This window comes from Sphaerisporangium sp. NPDC049003 (assembly GCF_043197795.1).
GTDB lineage: Bacteria > Actinomycetota > Actinomycetes > Streptosporangiales > Streptosporangiaceae > Sphaerisporangium.
Window position 1 is genome coordinate 66,123 of record NZ_JBICTU010000012.1, and the last position, 17,749, is coordinate 83,871.

The window sequence follows — 17,749 nt, forward strand, 5'->3', positions numbered from 1 at the left end:
TCGGACGCGGACGTCCACGCCGTCCTCGCCTCCAAGGTGTCCGGGCTCGTCCACGTCGACGAGGCCACCCGCGACTTGCCGCTCGACCGGCTCGTCGTCTTCTCGTCCAACGCGGCCGCGCTCGGCAGCGCCGGGCAGGCGGACTACGCGGCGGCCAACGGCTTCCTGGACGCCTACGTCGCCCACCGCAACGAACTCGCCGCGCAGGGCCGCCGCTCCGGCCGGGCCGTCAGCGTCAGCTGGCCGCTGTGGGCCGACGGCGGCATGCGCGTCGACGCCGCGGGCCTGGACCGGCTGGCACGGCTCGGGGTGACGCCGCTGGCCACGCCGGACGGACTCCGCTCGCTGCGCGCGCTGCTCGCCGCCGGCCGGGAGCGGACCCTGGTGCTGCACGGCGACAGGGAGGCCCTGCTCGGCCGCCTCGCGCCTCTGACCGAATCGGCGCCGGAGACCAGGCCCCTGGTCGGCTCGGAGCCGGAGACCGCGCCCCTGACCGGCTCCACGCTAGAGGCTGCCCCCGTCGCCGAGGCCGGCGGTCCGGACGCGGCGTACTGGGAGCACGCGCTGATCGAGGAGATCGCCGCGCAGATGGGAATCCCTGCCGAGGAGATCGAGCCGGACGGCGAACTGGGGGAGTACGGCTTCGACTCGATCAGCCTCACCGAGCTGGCGGACCGGCTCAACGACAAGCACGGTCTGGCACTCGCCCCCACGGTCTTCTTTGAGCACCCCACACCGCGCAGGCTCGCCGGACACCTCGCGGGCCGGCGCGCGTCCGCCCCGTCCCGGGTCGGCGCGCAGCCCACGCCGCCCGGCGCAGCGGACCTCGCCGCCGTCGCAGAGACGGTCGCCGCGGAGGTGTCCGCCCAACTGAACCTCCCCGTCGAGGAGATCGACGCGGACGAGGAGCTGGGGGAGTACGGGTTCGACTCGATCAGCCTCACCGAGCTGGCCGGACGCCTCAACGACCGCTATGGACTGACGCTCGCCCCCACCGTCTTCTTCGAGCACCGCACGCTCCGCAGCCTCGCCGCCCACCTCGTCGACACGTATGGCGAGGAGTTGGCGCGCATCCACGGCACGGCCCGTACCGAGCCCGCCGCGGCCGTTCAGGAGCGCGAGGGACAAGCACCGTCCGCCGAAGCGCCCCGCCCCACGCCTGCCCTGCCCGCCGCGCCCAGGAGACGCGAGACCGAGCCGATCGCCGTCATCGGCATGAGCGGCAGCTTCCCGCAGGCGCCCGACCTCACCGCCTTCTGGGACAACCTCAGGGAGGGCCGGGACTGCATCACCGAGATACCCGAGGACCGCTGGGACTGGCGCGCCCTGCACGACGACCCGGAGAACCTCGCCGGCCCGCGGCCCGTGCGCTGGGGCGGCTTCCTCGACGCCGTGGACCGCTTCGACCCGCTCTTCTTCGGCATCTCGCCGCGCGAGGCGACCGCCATGGACCCGCAGCAGCGCCTCCTGCTCACCCATGTGTGGCAGGCGCTCGAGGACGCGGGGCACGCGCCGTCCAGCCTGGCCGGCAGCAACACCGCCGTCCTGATCGGCACCGCGCCCAGCGGCTACGGCAGCCTGCTGCTCGACGGGCGGCACACCGGGGACGGTTACGCCGCCACCGGCGTCTCCGGCTCCATCGGGCCCAACCGGGTCAGCTACCTGCTCGACCTGCACGGGCCCAGCGAGCCGGTCGAGGTCGCCTGCTCCAGCTCGCTGGTCGCCGTCCACCGCGCGGTCGAACTGCTCCGCAGCGGGGCCAGCGACCTGGCGCTGGCGGGCGGCGTGAACACCATCGTCAGCCCGGACCTGCACATCAGCTACAGCCGTGCCGGCATGCTGTCCGAGGACGGCCGCTGCAAGACCTTCTCGGCACAGGCGGACGGCTATGTGCGCGGCGAGGGCGTCGGCATCCTCGTCCTCAAGCCGCTGTCCCTGGCCGAGCGCGACGGCGACCGCATCCACGGCGTCATCCTGGCCACCGCAGAGAACCACGGCGGCCGCGCCCACTCGCTCACAGCGCCCAACCCGCAGGCGCAGGCCGACCTGCTCAAGACGGCCTACCGCCGGGCCGGGATCGACCCGCGCACCGTGACGTACGTCGAGGCGCACGGCACCGGCACCGAGCTGGGCGACCCCGTCGAACTGGGCGCGCTCAAGAGCGCCTTCGCCGCGCTCGCCGACGAGACGCCCGACAGCCTGGGCGAGCCCGCCACCTGCGGCCTGGGCTCGGTCAAGAGCAACATCGGGCACCTCGAACTCGCCGCCGGTGTCGCGGGCATGATCAAGACCCTGTTGCAGATGCGGCACGGCGAACTGGTCGAAAGCCTGCACTGCCACGACCTCAACCCCTACCTCGACTTCACCGACAGCCCGTTCCAGGTCGTGCGGGAACGCCGGCCCTGGCAGCGTCTGCGGGACGCCGACGGCGCCGAGGTGCCGCGCCGTGCCGGGGTCAGCTCGTTCGGCTTCGGCGGGGTCAACGCCCATGTGGTCCTGGAGGAGTACCGGGGCGGCACCCACCGCGAGGAGCCTGCCGTCGACGAGACCCCGGCGCTGGTCGTCCTCTCCGCCCGCACCGGCGGGCAACTGGCCGCCCAGGCCCGCAACCTGCTGGCCCACCTGGACGACGACCGGGTCGCCACGCCCTGGCTGACCGACCTGGCGTACACCCTGCATACGGGCCGTGACGCCATGGAGGAGCGCCTCGCCACCCGTGTGTCCTCGCTCGCGGAGCTGCGACAGCGGCTCGCGCCGGTCGCTGGCGGCGCGGCCACCCCGGAGGGCTGGCACCGCGGTTCCGTGCCCCGCGGCGCCGCCGCGGCCGCGGCACGCGACGCCGAGCGGCTCGCCGCGTCCCGCCGGTGGATCGACGCGGGGGAGTACGACCGGGTGCTCGCTCACTGGGCGACCGGACACCCGGTGGACTGGGAGCGGCTGTACGCGGGCCGACCGCGCCCGCGGCGCACCGGACTGCCCACCTACCCGTTCGCGGACGAGCGCTACTGGGCGGGCCGCGGCGCCCGGCCGACGGCCATGGACGCGGCCGAACCGGCCGCCCCGGCGGGCTCGCACCCCATGCTGCGGCGCGCCCTGCCGGACGGCGAGACCACCCGGTACGAGACGCGCCTCGACGGAAGCGAGCCCTTCCTGCGCGACCACCGGGTGCGGGGCAGCAAGGTTCTGCCCGGCGCCGCGCATCTGGAGATGGCGCGCGCGGCGATCGCCCGCCTGGTGGGCGAGGACCACGCGGGCCGCGTACGCCTGGACGACGTCGTGTGGCTGCGGCCCGCGGTGTGCGGCGCGGACGGGCTGGAACTGAGCCTCGACGTGCGCCCAGTGTCCGACGACGCCTACGAGTACGCCCTGTACAGCGTCGACGGCGACGGCCGGCGCGTCCTGTGCAGCCAGGGGCGGGCCGGGCTCACCGCCACGCCCGACACCCGGGTGCCGCCGCTCGACGACCTGCGGGCCGCCTGTGCCGCCGCTGTCTTCACCGCGGACGACATCTACGACCGCTACACGCGCGTCGGCATGGAGTACGGCCCCGCGCACCGGTCGGTGACCTGGCTCGGCACGGGCACGGACCCCGAGGGCCGGCCCCAGGTGCTGGCCGAACTGCGCCTCCCGGCGGAGGCGCAGAGCCCGGCGTCGTACCACCTGCACCCGAGCATCGTGGACGGTGCGTTGCAGGCCACGCTCGGGCTCGGGCTGACGGCCGACCGGGCCGGCGCCCAGGGCGGCAGGCCCGCCCTGCCGTTCGCCCTGCAGCGCTTGGAGGCGACCGCGCCGACGCCGGTGACGGCGTACGCCTGGATCAGGCACCAGGACGGCAGCCGGCTCGGCGCCGCCTCGGCCAAGCTCGACGTGACCCTGCTCGACGCGCGCGGACAGGTGTGCGCGGAGCTGACCGGACTGAGCGCACGCGTGCTTCGCGGCGAACCGGCCGGCGACGCCCCCGCCCCGGCGCGCACGGAGGAGCCGTTCGGCGTCCGCGCCCTGCGTTATGTGCGGGAACAGCTCGCCACCGCGCTGGAGGTGGCACCGGACCGCCTCGACGTGGACACGCCGCTGGAGCTCTACGGCATGGACTCCATGATGGCGATGGAACTCACCCGCCATCTGGAGGGACCGTTCGGCCCGCTGCCGAAGACCCTGTTCTTCGAGGTGCGCACCATCCGGGCGCTCAGCGACCACTTCGCCGAGGAGTACCCGCAGCGACTGCGCGCGGCGCTCGGCGCCGCGGCCGCGGCGCCGACGCGCGAGCCGGACGTGCGCGACCAGGCACCCGCACAGACCGCGACCGTCACCCCCGAATCCGCGGACAGCGCACGCCCGTCCACGACCGACATCGCGATCATCGGTGTCGGCGGCCGCTACCCGGAGGCCGCCGACCTCGACGAGTTCTGGCAGAACCTCCGCTCCGGACGCGACTGCATCCGCGAGGTCCCGGCGAGCCGCTGGGACCACCGCCAGTACCCCTCCGGGGGCAGGTGGGGCGGATTCCTCGACGGTGTCGATGAGTTCGACCCGCTGTTCTTCCACATCTCCCCGCGCGAGGCCGAGTACCTCGACCCACAGGAACGCCTCTTCCTGCAGTGTGTCCACCACACCCTGGAGGACGCCGGCTACACCGGCGAGCTGCTTGCCCGGCGGTCCGCGGACGACAACACCGGCGCCCTCCAACCCGAGGGCAAGGTGGGTGTCTTCGTCGGCGTGATGTACGAGGAGTACCAGCTCCACGGCGCCCAGGCGCAGGCACGCGGCCACCAGGTCGCGCTGTCGGGCAACCCGGCGTCCATCGCCAACCGGGTCTCGTACTTCTTCGACTTCCACGGGCCGAGCATGGCCGTGGACACCATGTGCTCGTCCTCGCTCACCGCCATCCACCTCGCTTGCGAGGCGATCAGGAGCGGGCAGTGCGCGTCGGCGATCGCGGGCGGCGTCAACGTCAGCGTCCACCCCAACAAGTACCTGATGCTCGGCCAGGGCAGGTTCACCGCCAGCGACGGCCGGTGCCGCAGCTTCGGCGAGGGCGGCGACGGCTACGTCCCCGGCGAGGGCGTGGGCGCCGTCCTGCTCAAGCCCCTGGACCGCGCGATCGCCGACGGCGACCACATCTACGGTGTCGTCAAGGGCAGCGCGCTCAACCACGGCGGCCGCACCCACGGCTTCTCCGTGCCCAGCCCCATCGCGCAGGGCGACGTCATCGCCCGCGCGCTGGACGAGGCCGGAGCCGACCCGCGCGAACTCGGCTATCTGGAGGCCCACGGCACGGGCACGTCCCTGGGCGACCCGATCGAGATCGCGGGCCTGGTCAAGGCGTTCCGTAAGGCGGGCGACGGCACGCTGCCGGAGCACTGCGCGATCGGCTCGGTCAAGTCCAACATCGGCCACTGCGAGAGCGCGGCGGGCATCGCCGCCGTCACCAAGGTGCTCCTGCAGATGAAGCACCGCGAACTGGTGCCCAGCCTGCACTCGGCCACCCTCAACCCGCACATCGACTTCGAGCGCACTCCGTTCCGGGTGCAGCAGCACCTGGAGCCGTGGCGGCCGCCGATGGTCGAGACCGACGGCGAGCGGCGCGAGCTCCCGCGGGTCGCCGGAGTCTCCAGCTTCGGCGCCGGCGGCTCCAACGCCCACGTGGTCATCGCCGAGTACGAGCCGCAAGCCCCGCAGCGTCCGACGGCGCCCGAGGACCCGTGGCCGGCTCTGATCCTGCTGTCCGCGAAGAGCGAGCACCAGCTCGTCGAGCAGGCCCGGCGCCTCGCCGCCCGGGCCGCCGAACTGACCGAAGACGATCTTCCGGCGGTCGCCTGGACGCTCCAGACCGGGCGCGTCGCGATGGAGGAACGCCTCGCCTTCACGGCGGACTCCATCGCCTCGCTCCGGCGCACCCTGCACGCGTTCGCCGACAGCCCGGCGCAGCACGGCCCCTGGCAGCGCGGCACTGTCCGCCCCGGCGAACCGGCGCCGCTCACGGCCGACGACGCGCAGACAGCCGTACGCGACCTCTGGGAGCGAGGCGACCACACGGCGCTCCTGCGCCACTGGGCCGACGGGCTTGCCGTCGACTGGGAGGCGCTGCGCCCGGCGGGCGCGCCCGCGCGGCGCATTAGCCTGCCAGGGTATCCGTTCGCCCGTGAGCGGTACTGGCTGGACACCGACGGCGCAGCCGTCGCTGCGCAGCCGCCTGCCGACCTGCTGCTCCTGCGCCCTGTGTGGGACGCCGCCGAGGAGAGCGGCGCACCCCGCCACGCCGGTTTCACCGAGCACCACGTCGTCCTGGTCGGACGGCTCGACGCCGCCGCGCGGGACGCGCTGGCGCGGGCGCTGCCCGAGATGGTCTCGTACGACCTCGTGGACCTCGGCACCGGAGCGCTGGACGAGCAGTACGTCGGCGTGAGCCGCCACCTGCTCGGCCTGCTGCGCGGCATGCTCGAACACGGCCTGCGCTGCGAGGCGCTGCTCCAGGTCGTGGTCGTCGGCGAGCCCGGCGACGCCGACCGCCAGGCGTGCTTCGCCGGCCTGACCGGCCTGCTGAAGACGGCACGGCTGGAGAACCCGCGCCTGCACACGCAGTACGTCGACTGCCTCGACGGGGCCACGCCGGACCTGGTCGTCGCGCGCCTGCGCGCCGAGGCGGCCCACCCCACTGAACCGGAGATCCGGTACCGGGACGGCCGACGCGAGGTCAGGCGGCTCACGGAGGTGACGCCCGCCCGCCCGGCCGCCGCCCCCTGGCGCACCGGCGGCGTCTACCTGATCACCGGTGGCACCGGAGCCCTGGGCCTCGTCTCGGCACGGGAGATCGCCTCGTCGGTCGACCACGCCACCGTGGTCCTCACCGGCCGCTCCCCGCTCGACGCGGACCGGCGGCGCGCGCTGGACGAGCTGCGGGCGGCCGGGCTGCGGGTGGACCACCAGCGGGTGGACGTGACCGTCCCGCATGCGGTCCAGGAGCTGATCGCCCGCGTCACGGACGTCCACGGGCCGCTGACCGGCATCCTGCACAGCGCCGGCGTGATCAGCGACGGCCTCCTCGCCGGCAAGGCACCGCAGGACGCCGAGCGGGTGCTCGCGCCCAAGGTGCGCGGGCTGGTGAACCTGGACGAGGCGAGCAAGGACCAGCCGCTGGAGCTGTTCCTATGCTTCTCCTCCACCAGCGCCGCCTTCGGCAACCCGGGCCAGGCCGACTACGCGGCGGGCAACGCCTTCATGGACGCGTTCGCGGCCCGTCGCAACCGTCTCGCCGGCCGCGGCCTGCGCAGCGGTACGACCCTCTCCGTCAACTGGCCACTCTGGGAGGACGGTGGCATGCAGGTGAACGACGTGACCAAGGAGCAGCTCCGGCGGATGGACCTCGCACCGCTCGACACCGACAGCGCGCTGCACGCCCTGCGGGTCGGCATCGCCGCGCAGGACAACGGCCTCGACGAGGGGCGGCTCGTGGTCGTCTCGGGTCGGCGCAGCGCCCTGCTGCCCAGGCTGACGGAGCGTGAGGACACCGCGCGCCCGCGGCCGCAGGCCGCCGAGCCGACCGCGGCGGATGCCGGGTCCGCCGGTCTGGAGGAGCGGACGGTGCGCTACCTCCGGCAGCGGATCGCCACGGCCCTCAAGCTCGGCCCCGACCGTCTCGACGCCGACACACCGCTGGAGCGGTACGGCATGGACTCGGTCGTGGCGACCGACCTGATCGCCGGCTTCGAGAAGTCGTTCGGCCCGCTGTCCAAGACGCTCTTCTTCGAGCTGCAGACCGTGCGTGAACTGGCCGGCCACTTCGTCGCCGGGCACGTGGACGCGCTGCGGGACCTGTTCGGGGAGACGCCCGCGCCCCGGCCGCAGGCACCGCGGACCGCGCCCGCCACGGTGGCGGACACCGCGGTCGACCCGAGCCCGTCTCCTGTCGCCGAAACCGGCCAGGACATCGCGATCATCGGCGTCGCCGGCCGCTACCCGCAGGCCGAGGACCTCGACGCCTTCTGGGTCAACCTCCGCTCCGGCAAGGACTGCGTCACCGAGGTGCCCGGCGACCGCTGGGACCACGACGCGCTGTTCGACGCCGACCGGGACGCGGTGGGCACCAGCTACTGCCGCTGGGGCGGATTCCTCGACGGGATCGACCGGTTCGACCCGCTGTTCTTCGGCATCTCGCCCCGCGAGGCCGAGACGATGGACCCGCAGCAGCGGCTATTCCTGGAGACGGCGTGGGAGCTGCTCGAACAGAGCGGCGTCACGCAGGAGACCATCGAGCGGCGCTACCGGCGCCGGGTCGGGGTCTACGTCGGCTCGATGTACCAGATGTACCGGGCTGAGGAGTCGGACGCCGCCCGCGCGGCGCTGACCTCGGCCACCTCGTACAACATGATCGCCAACCGGGTGTCGTACTTCTTCGGCCTGGAGGGCCCAAGCCTCGCTGTCGACAGCATGTGCTCCTCGTCGGCCCAGGCCGTCCACCTCGCCTGCGCGGACCTGCTGCGCGGCGAGGCCGAACTCGCCATCGTCGGCGGCGTCAACCTCACGGTTCACCCGGACAAGTACATCGCCTTGTCCCAGGCCCAGATGCTCGGCAGCCACCCGGGCAGCCGGAGCCTGCGCGACGGCGACGGCTATCTGCCCGCCGAGGCGGTCGGCGCCGTGCTGCTCAAGCCGCTGGCGGCGGCACTGCGCGACGGGGACACGGTCCACGCCGTCATCAAGGGCAGCGCCTCCGTGCACGCAGGCCGCGGGGCCGGCTTCATGGCGCCCAGCCACCGCACCCAGGTCGCCGTGATGCGTCGCGCCCTGGAGCGCGCGGGCGCGGCACCGGAGTCCATCGGCTACGTCGAGGTGGCGGCCAACGGGTCCGCACTCGGCGACGCCGTGGAGGTCAGCGCCCTGCGCGAGGTGTTCGGCGGCGTGTCCGAACCGGTCGTGCTCGGCTCGGTGAAGTCGAACCTCGGCCACCCCGAGGCCGCCTCCGGCATCGCCCAGCTCACCAAGGTCGTCCTCCAGCTGCGGCACGGCGAGCTGACCCCGCTCGCGGCGGCCGGCGCGCCCAACCCGAACCTGCGCTGGGACGACACCCCGCTGGAGCTCTGCGAGCGCCTGACGGCATGGCATCCGCGCCGACCGCACGGCACGGACTCCGGCCGCCCGGCACCCCGCCGCGCGCTCGTCAACTCCGTGGGCGCGGGCGGCAGTCACGTGAGCCTGGTGATCGAGGCCGCCCCGGAGCCCCGGGCACCGCAGCCGGCGGCCGAACCCGCCGCGGCCCAGCTGATCCCGCTGTCCGCCCAGGGGCCCGAGCGGCTGCGCGCCACGGCCCGGCATCTGCTCGACTTCCTGGACCGCGACGACTCGACGGACCTGGCGGACCTCGCCTACGCCCTCCAGACCGGCCGTGAGGCCCTGCCCGAGCGGTTCGCCGCCGTGGTCGGCTCTCGGGCCGAACTGCGGGACGCCCTCGCGCACTTCCTGGACGTCGGCGAGCCCGGCCGGCCCTGCACCACGCCGGTCTACCACGGCAACGCCGAGAGCGGCGCCCACCCGCTGCCGGCCGTCCTGTCCGGGGTCCGCGGCGAAGCCTTCCTCACGGCCCTGCTCCAGGACGGCGACCTCGACCGGCTCGCCGGACTGTGGGTCGCCGGGGTCCAGGTGCCGTGGAGAGCACTGCACCAGGGGCGCAGCCGGCGGCTCGTACCGCTGCCGGGCTCCGCCTTCCTGCGCGACCGGTACTGGATCGGCCGCACCTGGTTCCCGCAGGACCCGGCGGCACCGGCCGCCCCGGCCGATCAGGCCGCTCCGACCGCCCCGGCACCCTCGGACCAGCCCGATACGCAGGCCCCCGGCGGCGACCTCACCGGCGACCTCGCCGGTTTCTTCGCCGAAGCGCTCGGACTCGACGCCGCCGAACTGCCGGTGGACAAGGACCTGCACGGTTTCGGCGTGGACTCGATCCTGTGGTCGAGGCTCCAGCGCAGGCTCCGGGCCGACCTCGGCCTGGACCTGTCAACGCGCGAAATCCTGGAGTGCGGCACCCTCGAACGCCTCGCCGCCAGGCTCGCGGCCAAGCACTCGGCCGGATCCGCACCCGAGACGAGGGAACCGGCGGCCGGCCCCTCGCGTCCGGACGTCCCGGACGAGGGCGATGGCCTGAGGGCCGCCAGGGCCAGGGCGCTGGAGCAATTCCGGGAGGGGCACGTCACCCTCGAAGATCTCAAGGCACTCATGAAGGAAGCACCGCGCGCGTGAACGAGGACCAGATACTCGCAGGCTTCAAGGCAGGCGTCTTCTCCGCGGACGACGTGCTCGCCTTCTACGAGCGGCCGACGGCCGAGCCCGAGCGGCGCCTGCTGTCCGAGGGGCAGAAGGGTCTGTGGCTCCTCCACGGGCTGCAGCCGGACTCCGGCGTGTACAACGTCCCGGTCTGCTTCCGCCTGCTCGCACCGCTCGACGTCGCACGCTTCCGCCAGGCCTTCGAGCTGGCCGTCGCGCGCCACAGCCTGCTGTGCAGCGCGGTCGTGACTGAGGACGGCACTCCCTACCTGGTGGCGCGGCCCGACCGCCCGGCCGGCTTCCGGCACGAGCGGCTCTCCGGCCGGTCCGCCGAGGAACTCCTCGCCGAGGCGCGCCGGCAGGCCAAGGCGCCGTTCGACCTGGCCGAGGACCCGCTCGCGCGGGCGCACGTGTTCGAGGTCGACGGCGCGGACACCGTCGTACTGCTTGTCTTCCACCACCTGGTGTTCGACGGCGCCTCCACGCCGCTCTTCCTGCGCGACCTGATCTCCGCCTACGAGGCCGTGCGCAGCGGCACCCGCTGGACGTGCCCCGCACGGGACAACCACGACGCGTTCGTGCGCTGGGAGGAGGACTTCCTCGCCGGCCCCGAGGGCGAGCGGCACCGCGCCTTCTGGACCAAGACGCTTCAGGGCCCGCTGCCCACCCTGCGCCTCGGCATCGAACGCGGCCCGGCCCCGAGCACCGCACCCGCCGGTGAGACCATCCGCCTGACCCTGCCCCGCACCACGAGCGCCCGCGTGCGGCAGTGGTGCGCGTCCAACGGCGTACGGCCCGCGGTGTTCTTCCTCGGCGTGTACCAGCTGCTGCTGCGCCGCTACAGCGGTGAGCGCGACCTCGTCGTCGGCGTGCCCTCGATGGGCCGCCCGGACCTCGCCTTCGCCGACTCGGTCGGGTACTTCGTCAACATGGTGCCGGTGCGGTTCGGCCCGCGCGAGGACCTGCCCCTCACCGACCACCTGCGCGAACTGTCCCTCGTCCTCGCCGACGGACTCGACCACGCCGCCTACCCGTTCCCGTGCATGGTGCGGGACCTGAACCTGCAGACCGACCCCGCCACCTCACCGGTCTTCCAGGTCTCCTACGTCTTCCAGAACAAGCGCATGATGCATGTGGCCGACGAGGTCCTGGACCTCGGCCTGGCCCGCGCCATGCGGTTCGAGGAGATCTCCCAGGAAGGCGAGTTCAAGCTCCAACTCGAGGTCTTCGAGAACGCCGACGACTACGCCCTGCACCTGAAGTACGACGCCCACCGCTTCGCCGCACCCGACGTCGAGCGGTTCCTGCGCCACTACACGCAGCTGCTCGAGGCGCTGCTGGCCGCACCCGAGCGCGCGCTCGCCGACGCCTCGCACCTGTCCGACCAGGAGCGCCGGCGGCTGCTCGTCGAGTGGAACGACACCCGGACCCCGTACTCCGCCGACCGGAGCCTGCCCGACCTGCTGGCCGCCGCCGTGCGGCGCCACGCCGACCGCACCGCCCTGGTGTTCGGCGACCGGACCATGACGTACGCCGAGTTCGGCGCCCGCACCGACGAGCTCGCCGACCAGCTGCGTCGGCGCGGCGTCACCCCCGACACTGTGGTCGGCGTCTGCATGGAGCGGTCACTGGAGATGGTGATCGCCCTGTGGGCGGTCATGAAGGCCGGCGGCGCCTATCTGCCCCTCGAACCGGGCTACCCGGCGGCCCGCCTCGCCTACATGCTGGCGGACTCGGGCGCCCGACTGGTGCTGAGTCAGCCCCACGTCGGCATCGAGGCATCCGAGATCCTCCACCTCGACACCGACGGCCGTCTGCTCGCCGAAGCAGAGCTGCCGCCCGTCGCCGAGCCCGCCGCGGCCGGCCCCGGCGACCTCGCCTACGTCATCTACACCTCCGGTTCCACCGGCCGCCCCAAGGGCGTCATGGTCGAGCACCGGGCGGTGGTCAACCGCATCGAGTGGATGCAGAACGCGTACCGGCTCGGCCCCGACGACGTGGTGCTCCAGAAGACGCCGTTCAGCTTCGACGTCTCCGTCTGGGAGTTCGTCTGGCCGCTGATCAGCGGCGCCCGTCTGGTCGTCGCCGAGCCGGAGGGCCACAAGGACCCCGACCACCTGGTCTCGCTCATCCGGCGGACCGGGGTGACGACGCTGCACTTCGTGCCATCCATGCTGCGGCTGATCGTCGAGCACGACGGCTGGGCGGACTGCACCTCCGTCCGCCAGGTCTTCTGCAGCGGCGAGGCCCTGCCGCCGGAACTGCCCCCGCGCCACTACGCCGTGCACCGCGCCCCGCTGCACAACCTGTACGGGCCGACGGAAGCGGCCATCGACGTGAGCCACTGGACGTGCCCGCCCGACCAGACATCCGGCACCGTCCCCGTTGGCCGCCCGATCCAGAACATCCAGCTCCACGTCCTCGACGACGCCGGCGGCCTGGCTGGCGTGGGCTGCCCGGGCGAACTGCACATCGCCGGCGTCGGCCTGGCCCGCGGCTACCTCAACAACCCGGACCTCACCCGGGAACGCTTCGTGCCGAACCCGTTCGACGACGAACCCGGCGCCCGCATGTACCGCACCGGCGACCTGGTGCGCCGCCGCCCCGACGGCGTCCTGGAGTTCCTCGGCCGCATCGACAACCAGGTGAAGCTGCGCGGCTTCCGCATCGAACTCGGCGAGATCGAGGCTCGGCTCGGCCAGGATCCGCGCGTGCGCGCCTGCGCCGTCGTGGCTCGCGAGGACGTGCTCGTCGGGTACGTCGTCCTCGGCCCCGACGACGGGACACTCACCCCGGAGCTGCACGACGAACTGGTCGGCCACCTCCGGCAGGCACTGCCGGAGCACATGGTCCCCAGCGCCCTCGTCCGGCTCGACGCACTTCCCTTCAGCCCCAACGGCAAGCTCGACCGCAAGGCGCTGCCCGCCCCGGACACCACCGCGTACGCCGTCCGTGAGTACGTCGCCCCGCGCACCGCCACCGAGCGGACCCTGCTCGCCGCCTGCGCCGACCTGCTCGGCTTCGACGCCGACCGCATCAGCGTCCGAGACAACCTCTTCGCGCTGGGCGGCCATTCACTGCTCATCCCCAAGCTCACCGCACGGCTGCGGGCCGCCGGCCTGCACTGCGATCTCTCCGCGGTCTTTGCCGCCGCCTCGCTCGCCGAGCTGGCCTCCGTCATCGAACAGGCCCCCGAGGGCGAGGCGTTCACCGTCCCCGAGGGCGGCATCCCCGAAGGCTGCACCCGGGTCACCCCCGACATGCTGCCGCTGGTGGAGCTGACCGAGGACGAGCTGGCCACCGTGGTGGCCGCCGTGCCCGGCGGCGCCGCCAACCTCCAGGACGTCTACCCGCTGGCGGCGCTCCAGGAAGGCATGCTCTTCCACCACCTCAAGGAGGGCGGCCGCGACCCCTATGTGCTCTCCGGCGTCTTCTCCTTCGCGAGCCGGGACCACCTGGACCGGTTCGCGGGCGCCCTCCAGGCGGTCGTCGACCGGCACGACGTACTGCGCACCGCGGTGCTGACCAAGGGACTGTCGCAGCCCGTCCAGGTCGTCGTCCGCCACGCCGAACTCAGCATCAACGAGCTGAAGTCGACCCCGGGCGTCGCCGTCCAGGACGAAATCCAGGAGATCCTCGCCCAGGGCCAGGCGATGCGCCTGGACCGGGCGCCGCTGATCCGGCTGCGCGCGATCCAGGACCCGGACAGCGGTCAGTGGCACGCCGTCCTCAACCTGCACCACCTCATAGACGACGCCACCTCGCTGGGCTTCCTGTTCAGGGAACTGGTCGCCCACCTCACCGGCCGGCAGGCCGAATTGCCCGAGCCGGTGCCGTACCGCGACTTCATCGCCCACACCGCGCACCGGGCCCGCACGCTCGACACCGAGGCGTACTTCGGGGCCCGGCTGAGCGACGTCACCGAGCCCACCGTCCTGTTCGGACTCCAGGACGTGCACGGCGACGGCCGCCGGGTCCTCGACCTGCGCAGGCCGCTCGACCCGGAGCTGGGCCGGCGCGTCCGGGCCCGCGCCAAGGAGCTGAGAGTCAGTCCGGCCACGCTGTTCCACGCGGGCTGGGCCCTGGTCGTGGCGGCCTGCGCCGGACGGGACGACGTCGTCTTCGGCACTGTGATGTCCGGCCGGCTCCAGGGCCCGCGGGGCATCGAGCGGATGCTGGGCAACTTCATCAACACGCTGCCCGTGCGCATCGACTTGACCGGGCGGGACGTCCGCGACCTGGTCGACGAGACCGACCGGGCGCTGCGCGAACTGGTACGCCACGAGCAGACCCCGCTGGCCGCCATCCACCGGCACAGCGGAGTCCCGCGCGACACCCCGCTGTTCAACGCGATCTTCAACTTCCGGCATCTGGAGTCCACGGACCGTATCGACGAGGCCGAGCTGGAGCGCGTGGGCGTCACCTCGCCGGCCGGGGTGATCGAGCGCAGCAACTACCCCGTCGCCATGTCGGTCGACGACCTGGGCCACTCCTTCTCGATCGACGCCCAGATCGACCGCGCTCAGGACGCCGACCTGGTCATCACCTACCTGGAGACCGCCATGGCGGGCGTCATGGACGCGCTGGCCGACGAACAGCCGTGCTCCGCGCTGGAGGTCCCCGTCCTCCCCGAGGCGCTGCGCCGCCGACTGCTCGACGACGGCGACCGGCTGCCGCGCGCGGCCGCGGTCGACCGCTGCCTGCACGAGTGGTTCCAGGAGACCGCGGCCGCCACACCCGAGGCCGTCGCGCTCTCCCACGACGGCACCACCCTCAGCTACCGGGAGCTGAACGCGCGGGCCAACAGGCTCGCCCGCCATCTGCGCGAGCTGGGCGTCGGCCCCGACGTCCTCGTCGCCCTCTGCCTGCCGCGCAGCGAGCAGATCGTCGTGGCCCTGCTGGCGGTGCTGAAGGCCGGCGGCGCGTACGTGCCGCTGGACCCCGCCTCCCCGGTGGACCGGCTGCGGTACCTGCTGGCGGACAGTGCACCGATAGCCCTGCTCGTCGACGGCCCGCTCCCCGACGGGCTCGAAGCCCCCGGCATCCCCGTGATCGACGTACGGGCCGACGAGGACCTCTGGCGCGGGCTTCCTGACACCGGCCTGCCGTCCGGCACCGTGGGCGTCGCCCCCGCACACCTGGCATACGTCATCTACACCTCGGGCTCCACCGGCACACCCAAGGGCGTGATGGTCGAACACCGCAACGTCACGCGGCTGTTCACCGCGACCGAGCCGTGGTTCCACTTCGACGGCGACGACGTGTGGACGCTGTTCCACTCCTTCGCGTTCGACTTCTCCGTCTGGGAGATCTGGGGCGCGCTGCTGCACGGCGGCCGCCTGGTGATCGTGCCGCAGGCGACGACGCGCAGCCCGAAGGACTTCTACCGGCTGCTGTGCGAGTCCGGCGTCACCGTGCTCAACCAGACGCCCAGCGCGTTCCGCCAGCTGATCGCCGCCCAGGGCGAGGACCCGGCGCCGCACCGGCTGCGCACGGTCGTCTTCGGCGGCGAGGCGCTGGACGTCACCTCGCTGCGGCCCTGGATGCGGCGCGCCGTCAACCGCCGCACCGACCTGGTCAACATGTACGGCATCACCGAGACCACCGTGCACGTCACCCACCGGCCGCTGACCGAGGCCGACGCCGACAGCACCGTGAGCCCCATCGGCGAGCCCATTCCGGACCTGCGTACCTACGTCCTCGATCGGCACGGCCGACCGGCGCCGATCGGTGCCATCGGCGAGCTGTACGTCGGCGGCGCGGGAGTGGCGCGCGGCTACCTCAACCGCCCCGAACTGACCGCCGAGCGCTTCCTCGACGACCCGTTCAGCCCGGAACCCGGCGCCCGCATGTACCGCACCGGCGACCTGGCCCGCATCCAGCCCGACGGCACCCTAGAATACCTGGGACGCAACGACGACCAGGTCAAGGTGCGCGGCTTCCGCATCGAACCGGGCGAGATCGAGGCCAGGCTCGGCGCGCACCCGGGCATCGACGACGCCCGCGTAGTCGTCCGGGACTACGGTGAGCACGACAAGCGGCTCGTGTCCTACCTGGTGCCCTCGGCGCGGCACGCCCACGCGGTCCGCGAGCTGGTCCGGATCGCCCGCGATGAGCCGGAGGCACTGGAGCGGACGTACGAACTGCCCAACGGCGTGACGGTCTTCCAGCAGAACCGCAGCGAGACCGACTTCGTCTACGAGGAGATCTTCACCAACCTCGAGTACCTCAGGAACGGCATCACCCTGCGCGACGGCGACTGCATCGTCGACGTGGGCGCCAACATCGGCCTGTTCACGCTGTTCGCGGGCCTGCGCTGCCCCGGTGCCCGGATCTACGCCTTCGAGCCGATCCCGCCGGTGTTCGACTCGCTGCGGCGCAACGTCGCCCTGCACGGGCTCGACGCCACGGTGTTCGACTGCGGTCTCGCCGCCGAGGCCAAGGAGGAGACCTTCACCTTCTACCGGCACAACACCGTCATCTCCAGCAGCCGCACCACCGCCGAGCAGGCGCACGAGATGGTCCGGTCCTACCTGCGCAACCAGGAGGAGCTGACGCAGGACGGTGCCGTCGCCGGCGACGAACTGGTCGACGAGGTCGTCGACGCCCGCCTCGACAGCGAGCAGTTCACCTGCCGGCTGCGGACGCTCTCGGAGGTCATCGCCGAGCAGGGCATCGACCGCGTCGACCTGCTGAAGATCGACGTCGAGAACGCCGAGTACGAGGTGCTCAAGGGCATCCACTGGCGCGACTGGCCCAGGATCCGCCAGCTCGTCGTAGAACTCCACGACGTCGACGGCCAGTTGGAGAAGGTGGAGACCCTGCTCAGGGCCCTCGGCTTCACCGTGGTGAGCGAGCAGGACAACCGGCTCCTGCGGAACACCCCGCTCTACAACGTCTACGCCGTACGCGAGGACGACGAGCGCCCCGCGGAACCGGCCGCCCCGGCCGAACCCCGCTGGTCCGGACAGGCCGCGCTGCTGGCCGACGTCCAGGCCGCCCTGCGCGACGCCCTGCCCGAGTACATGCTGCCCGCCGCGCACGTCCTGCTGGACGCACTGCCGCTGACCCCGAACGGCAAACTCGACCGCCGCGCCCTGCCCGCCCACGAGAGCAGGCAGCAGCACCGCGAGCGCCTGGTCGCCCCCCGCACCGACGCGGAGCGGACCGTCGCCGAGGTCTGGGCCGAACTGCTGCGCACGGACGCCTCCCGGCTGTCGGTGGACAGCAACTTCTTCTCCCTGGGCGGCAATTCGCTCCTGGTGACCCGACTGGTCAACCGGCTCAAGCAGCAGACCGGCGCGGAGCTGCCCATCCAGGCCGTCTTCGAACGCCCGACGCTCGCCGGCATGGCCGCTGAGCTGGAGCGATGTGCTCCGGTATGGGCGGGCGCGGACCCGTTCGATGTGGATCGGATCCGGGAGAGCCTGGGACTGATCGAGAGTATGAGCGACGAAGAGCTGGACGCTCTGGAAAGCCAGAACTAGGAGCC

2 protein-coding genes (1 of these 2 running past the window's edge) are annotated in these 17,749 nt (G+C 72.9%); both read left to right on the plus strand.

Annotation, left to right across the window (positions count from 1 at the left end; all coding sequences use genetic code 11):
- Window positions 1-10,233: the 3' portion of an SDR family NAD(P)-dependent oxidoreductase gene (locus ACGFIV_RS15135; RefSeq protein ID WP_392835169.1), read on the plus strand. The gene continues 3,657 nt to the left of window position 1, outside the view; only the last 10,233 of its 13,890 coding nucleotides appear in the window; its start codon lies off the left edge, out of view; its stop codon occupies window positions 10,231-10,233.
- Window positions 10,230-17,744, plus strand: a complete 7,515-nt coding sequence (locus tag ACGFIV_RS15140) for an amino acid adenylation domain-containing protein (protein WP_358552125.1) — start codon at window positions 10,230-10,232, stop codon at window positions 17,742-17,744. The genes ACGFIV_RS15135 and ACGFIV_RS15140 overlap by 4 nt, the downstream gene beginning before the upstream one ends.
- The last annotated feature ends 5 nt before the right edge of the window (window positions 17,745-17,749 follow it).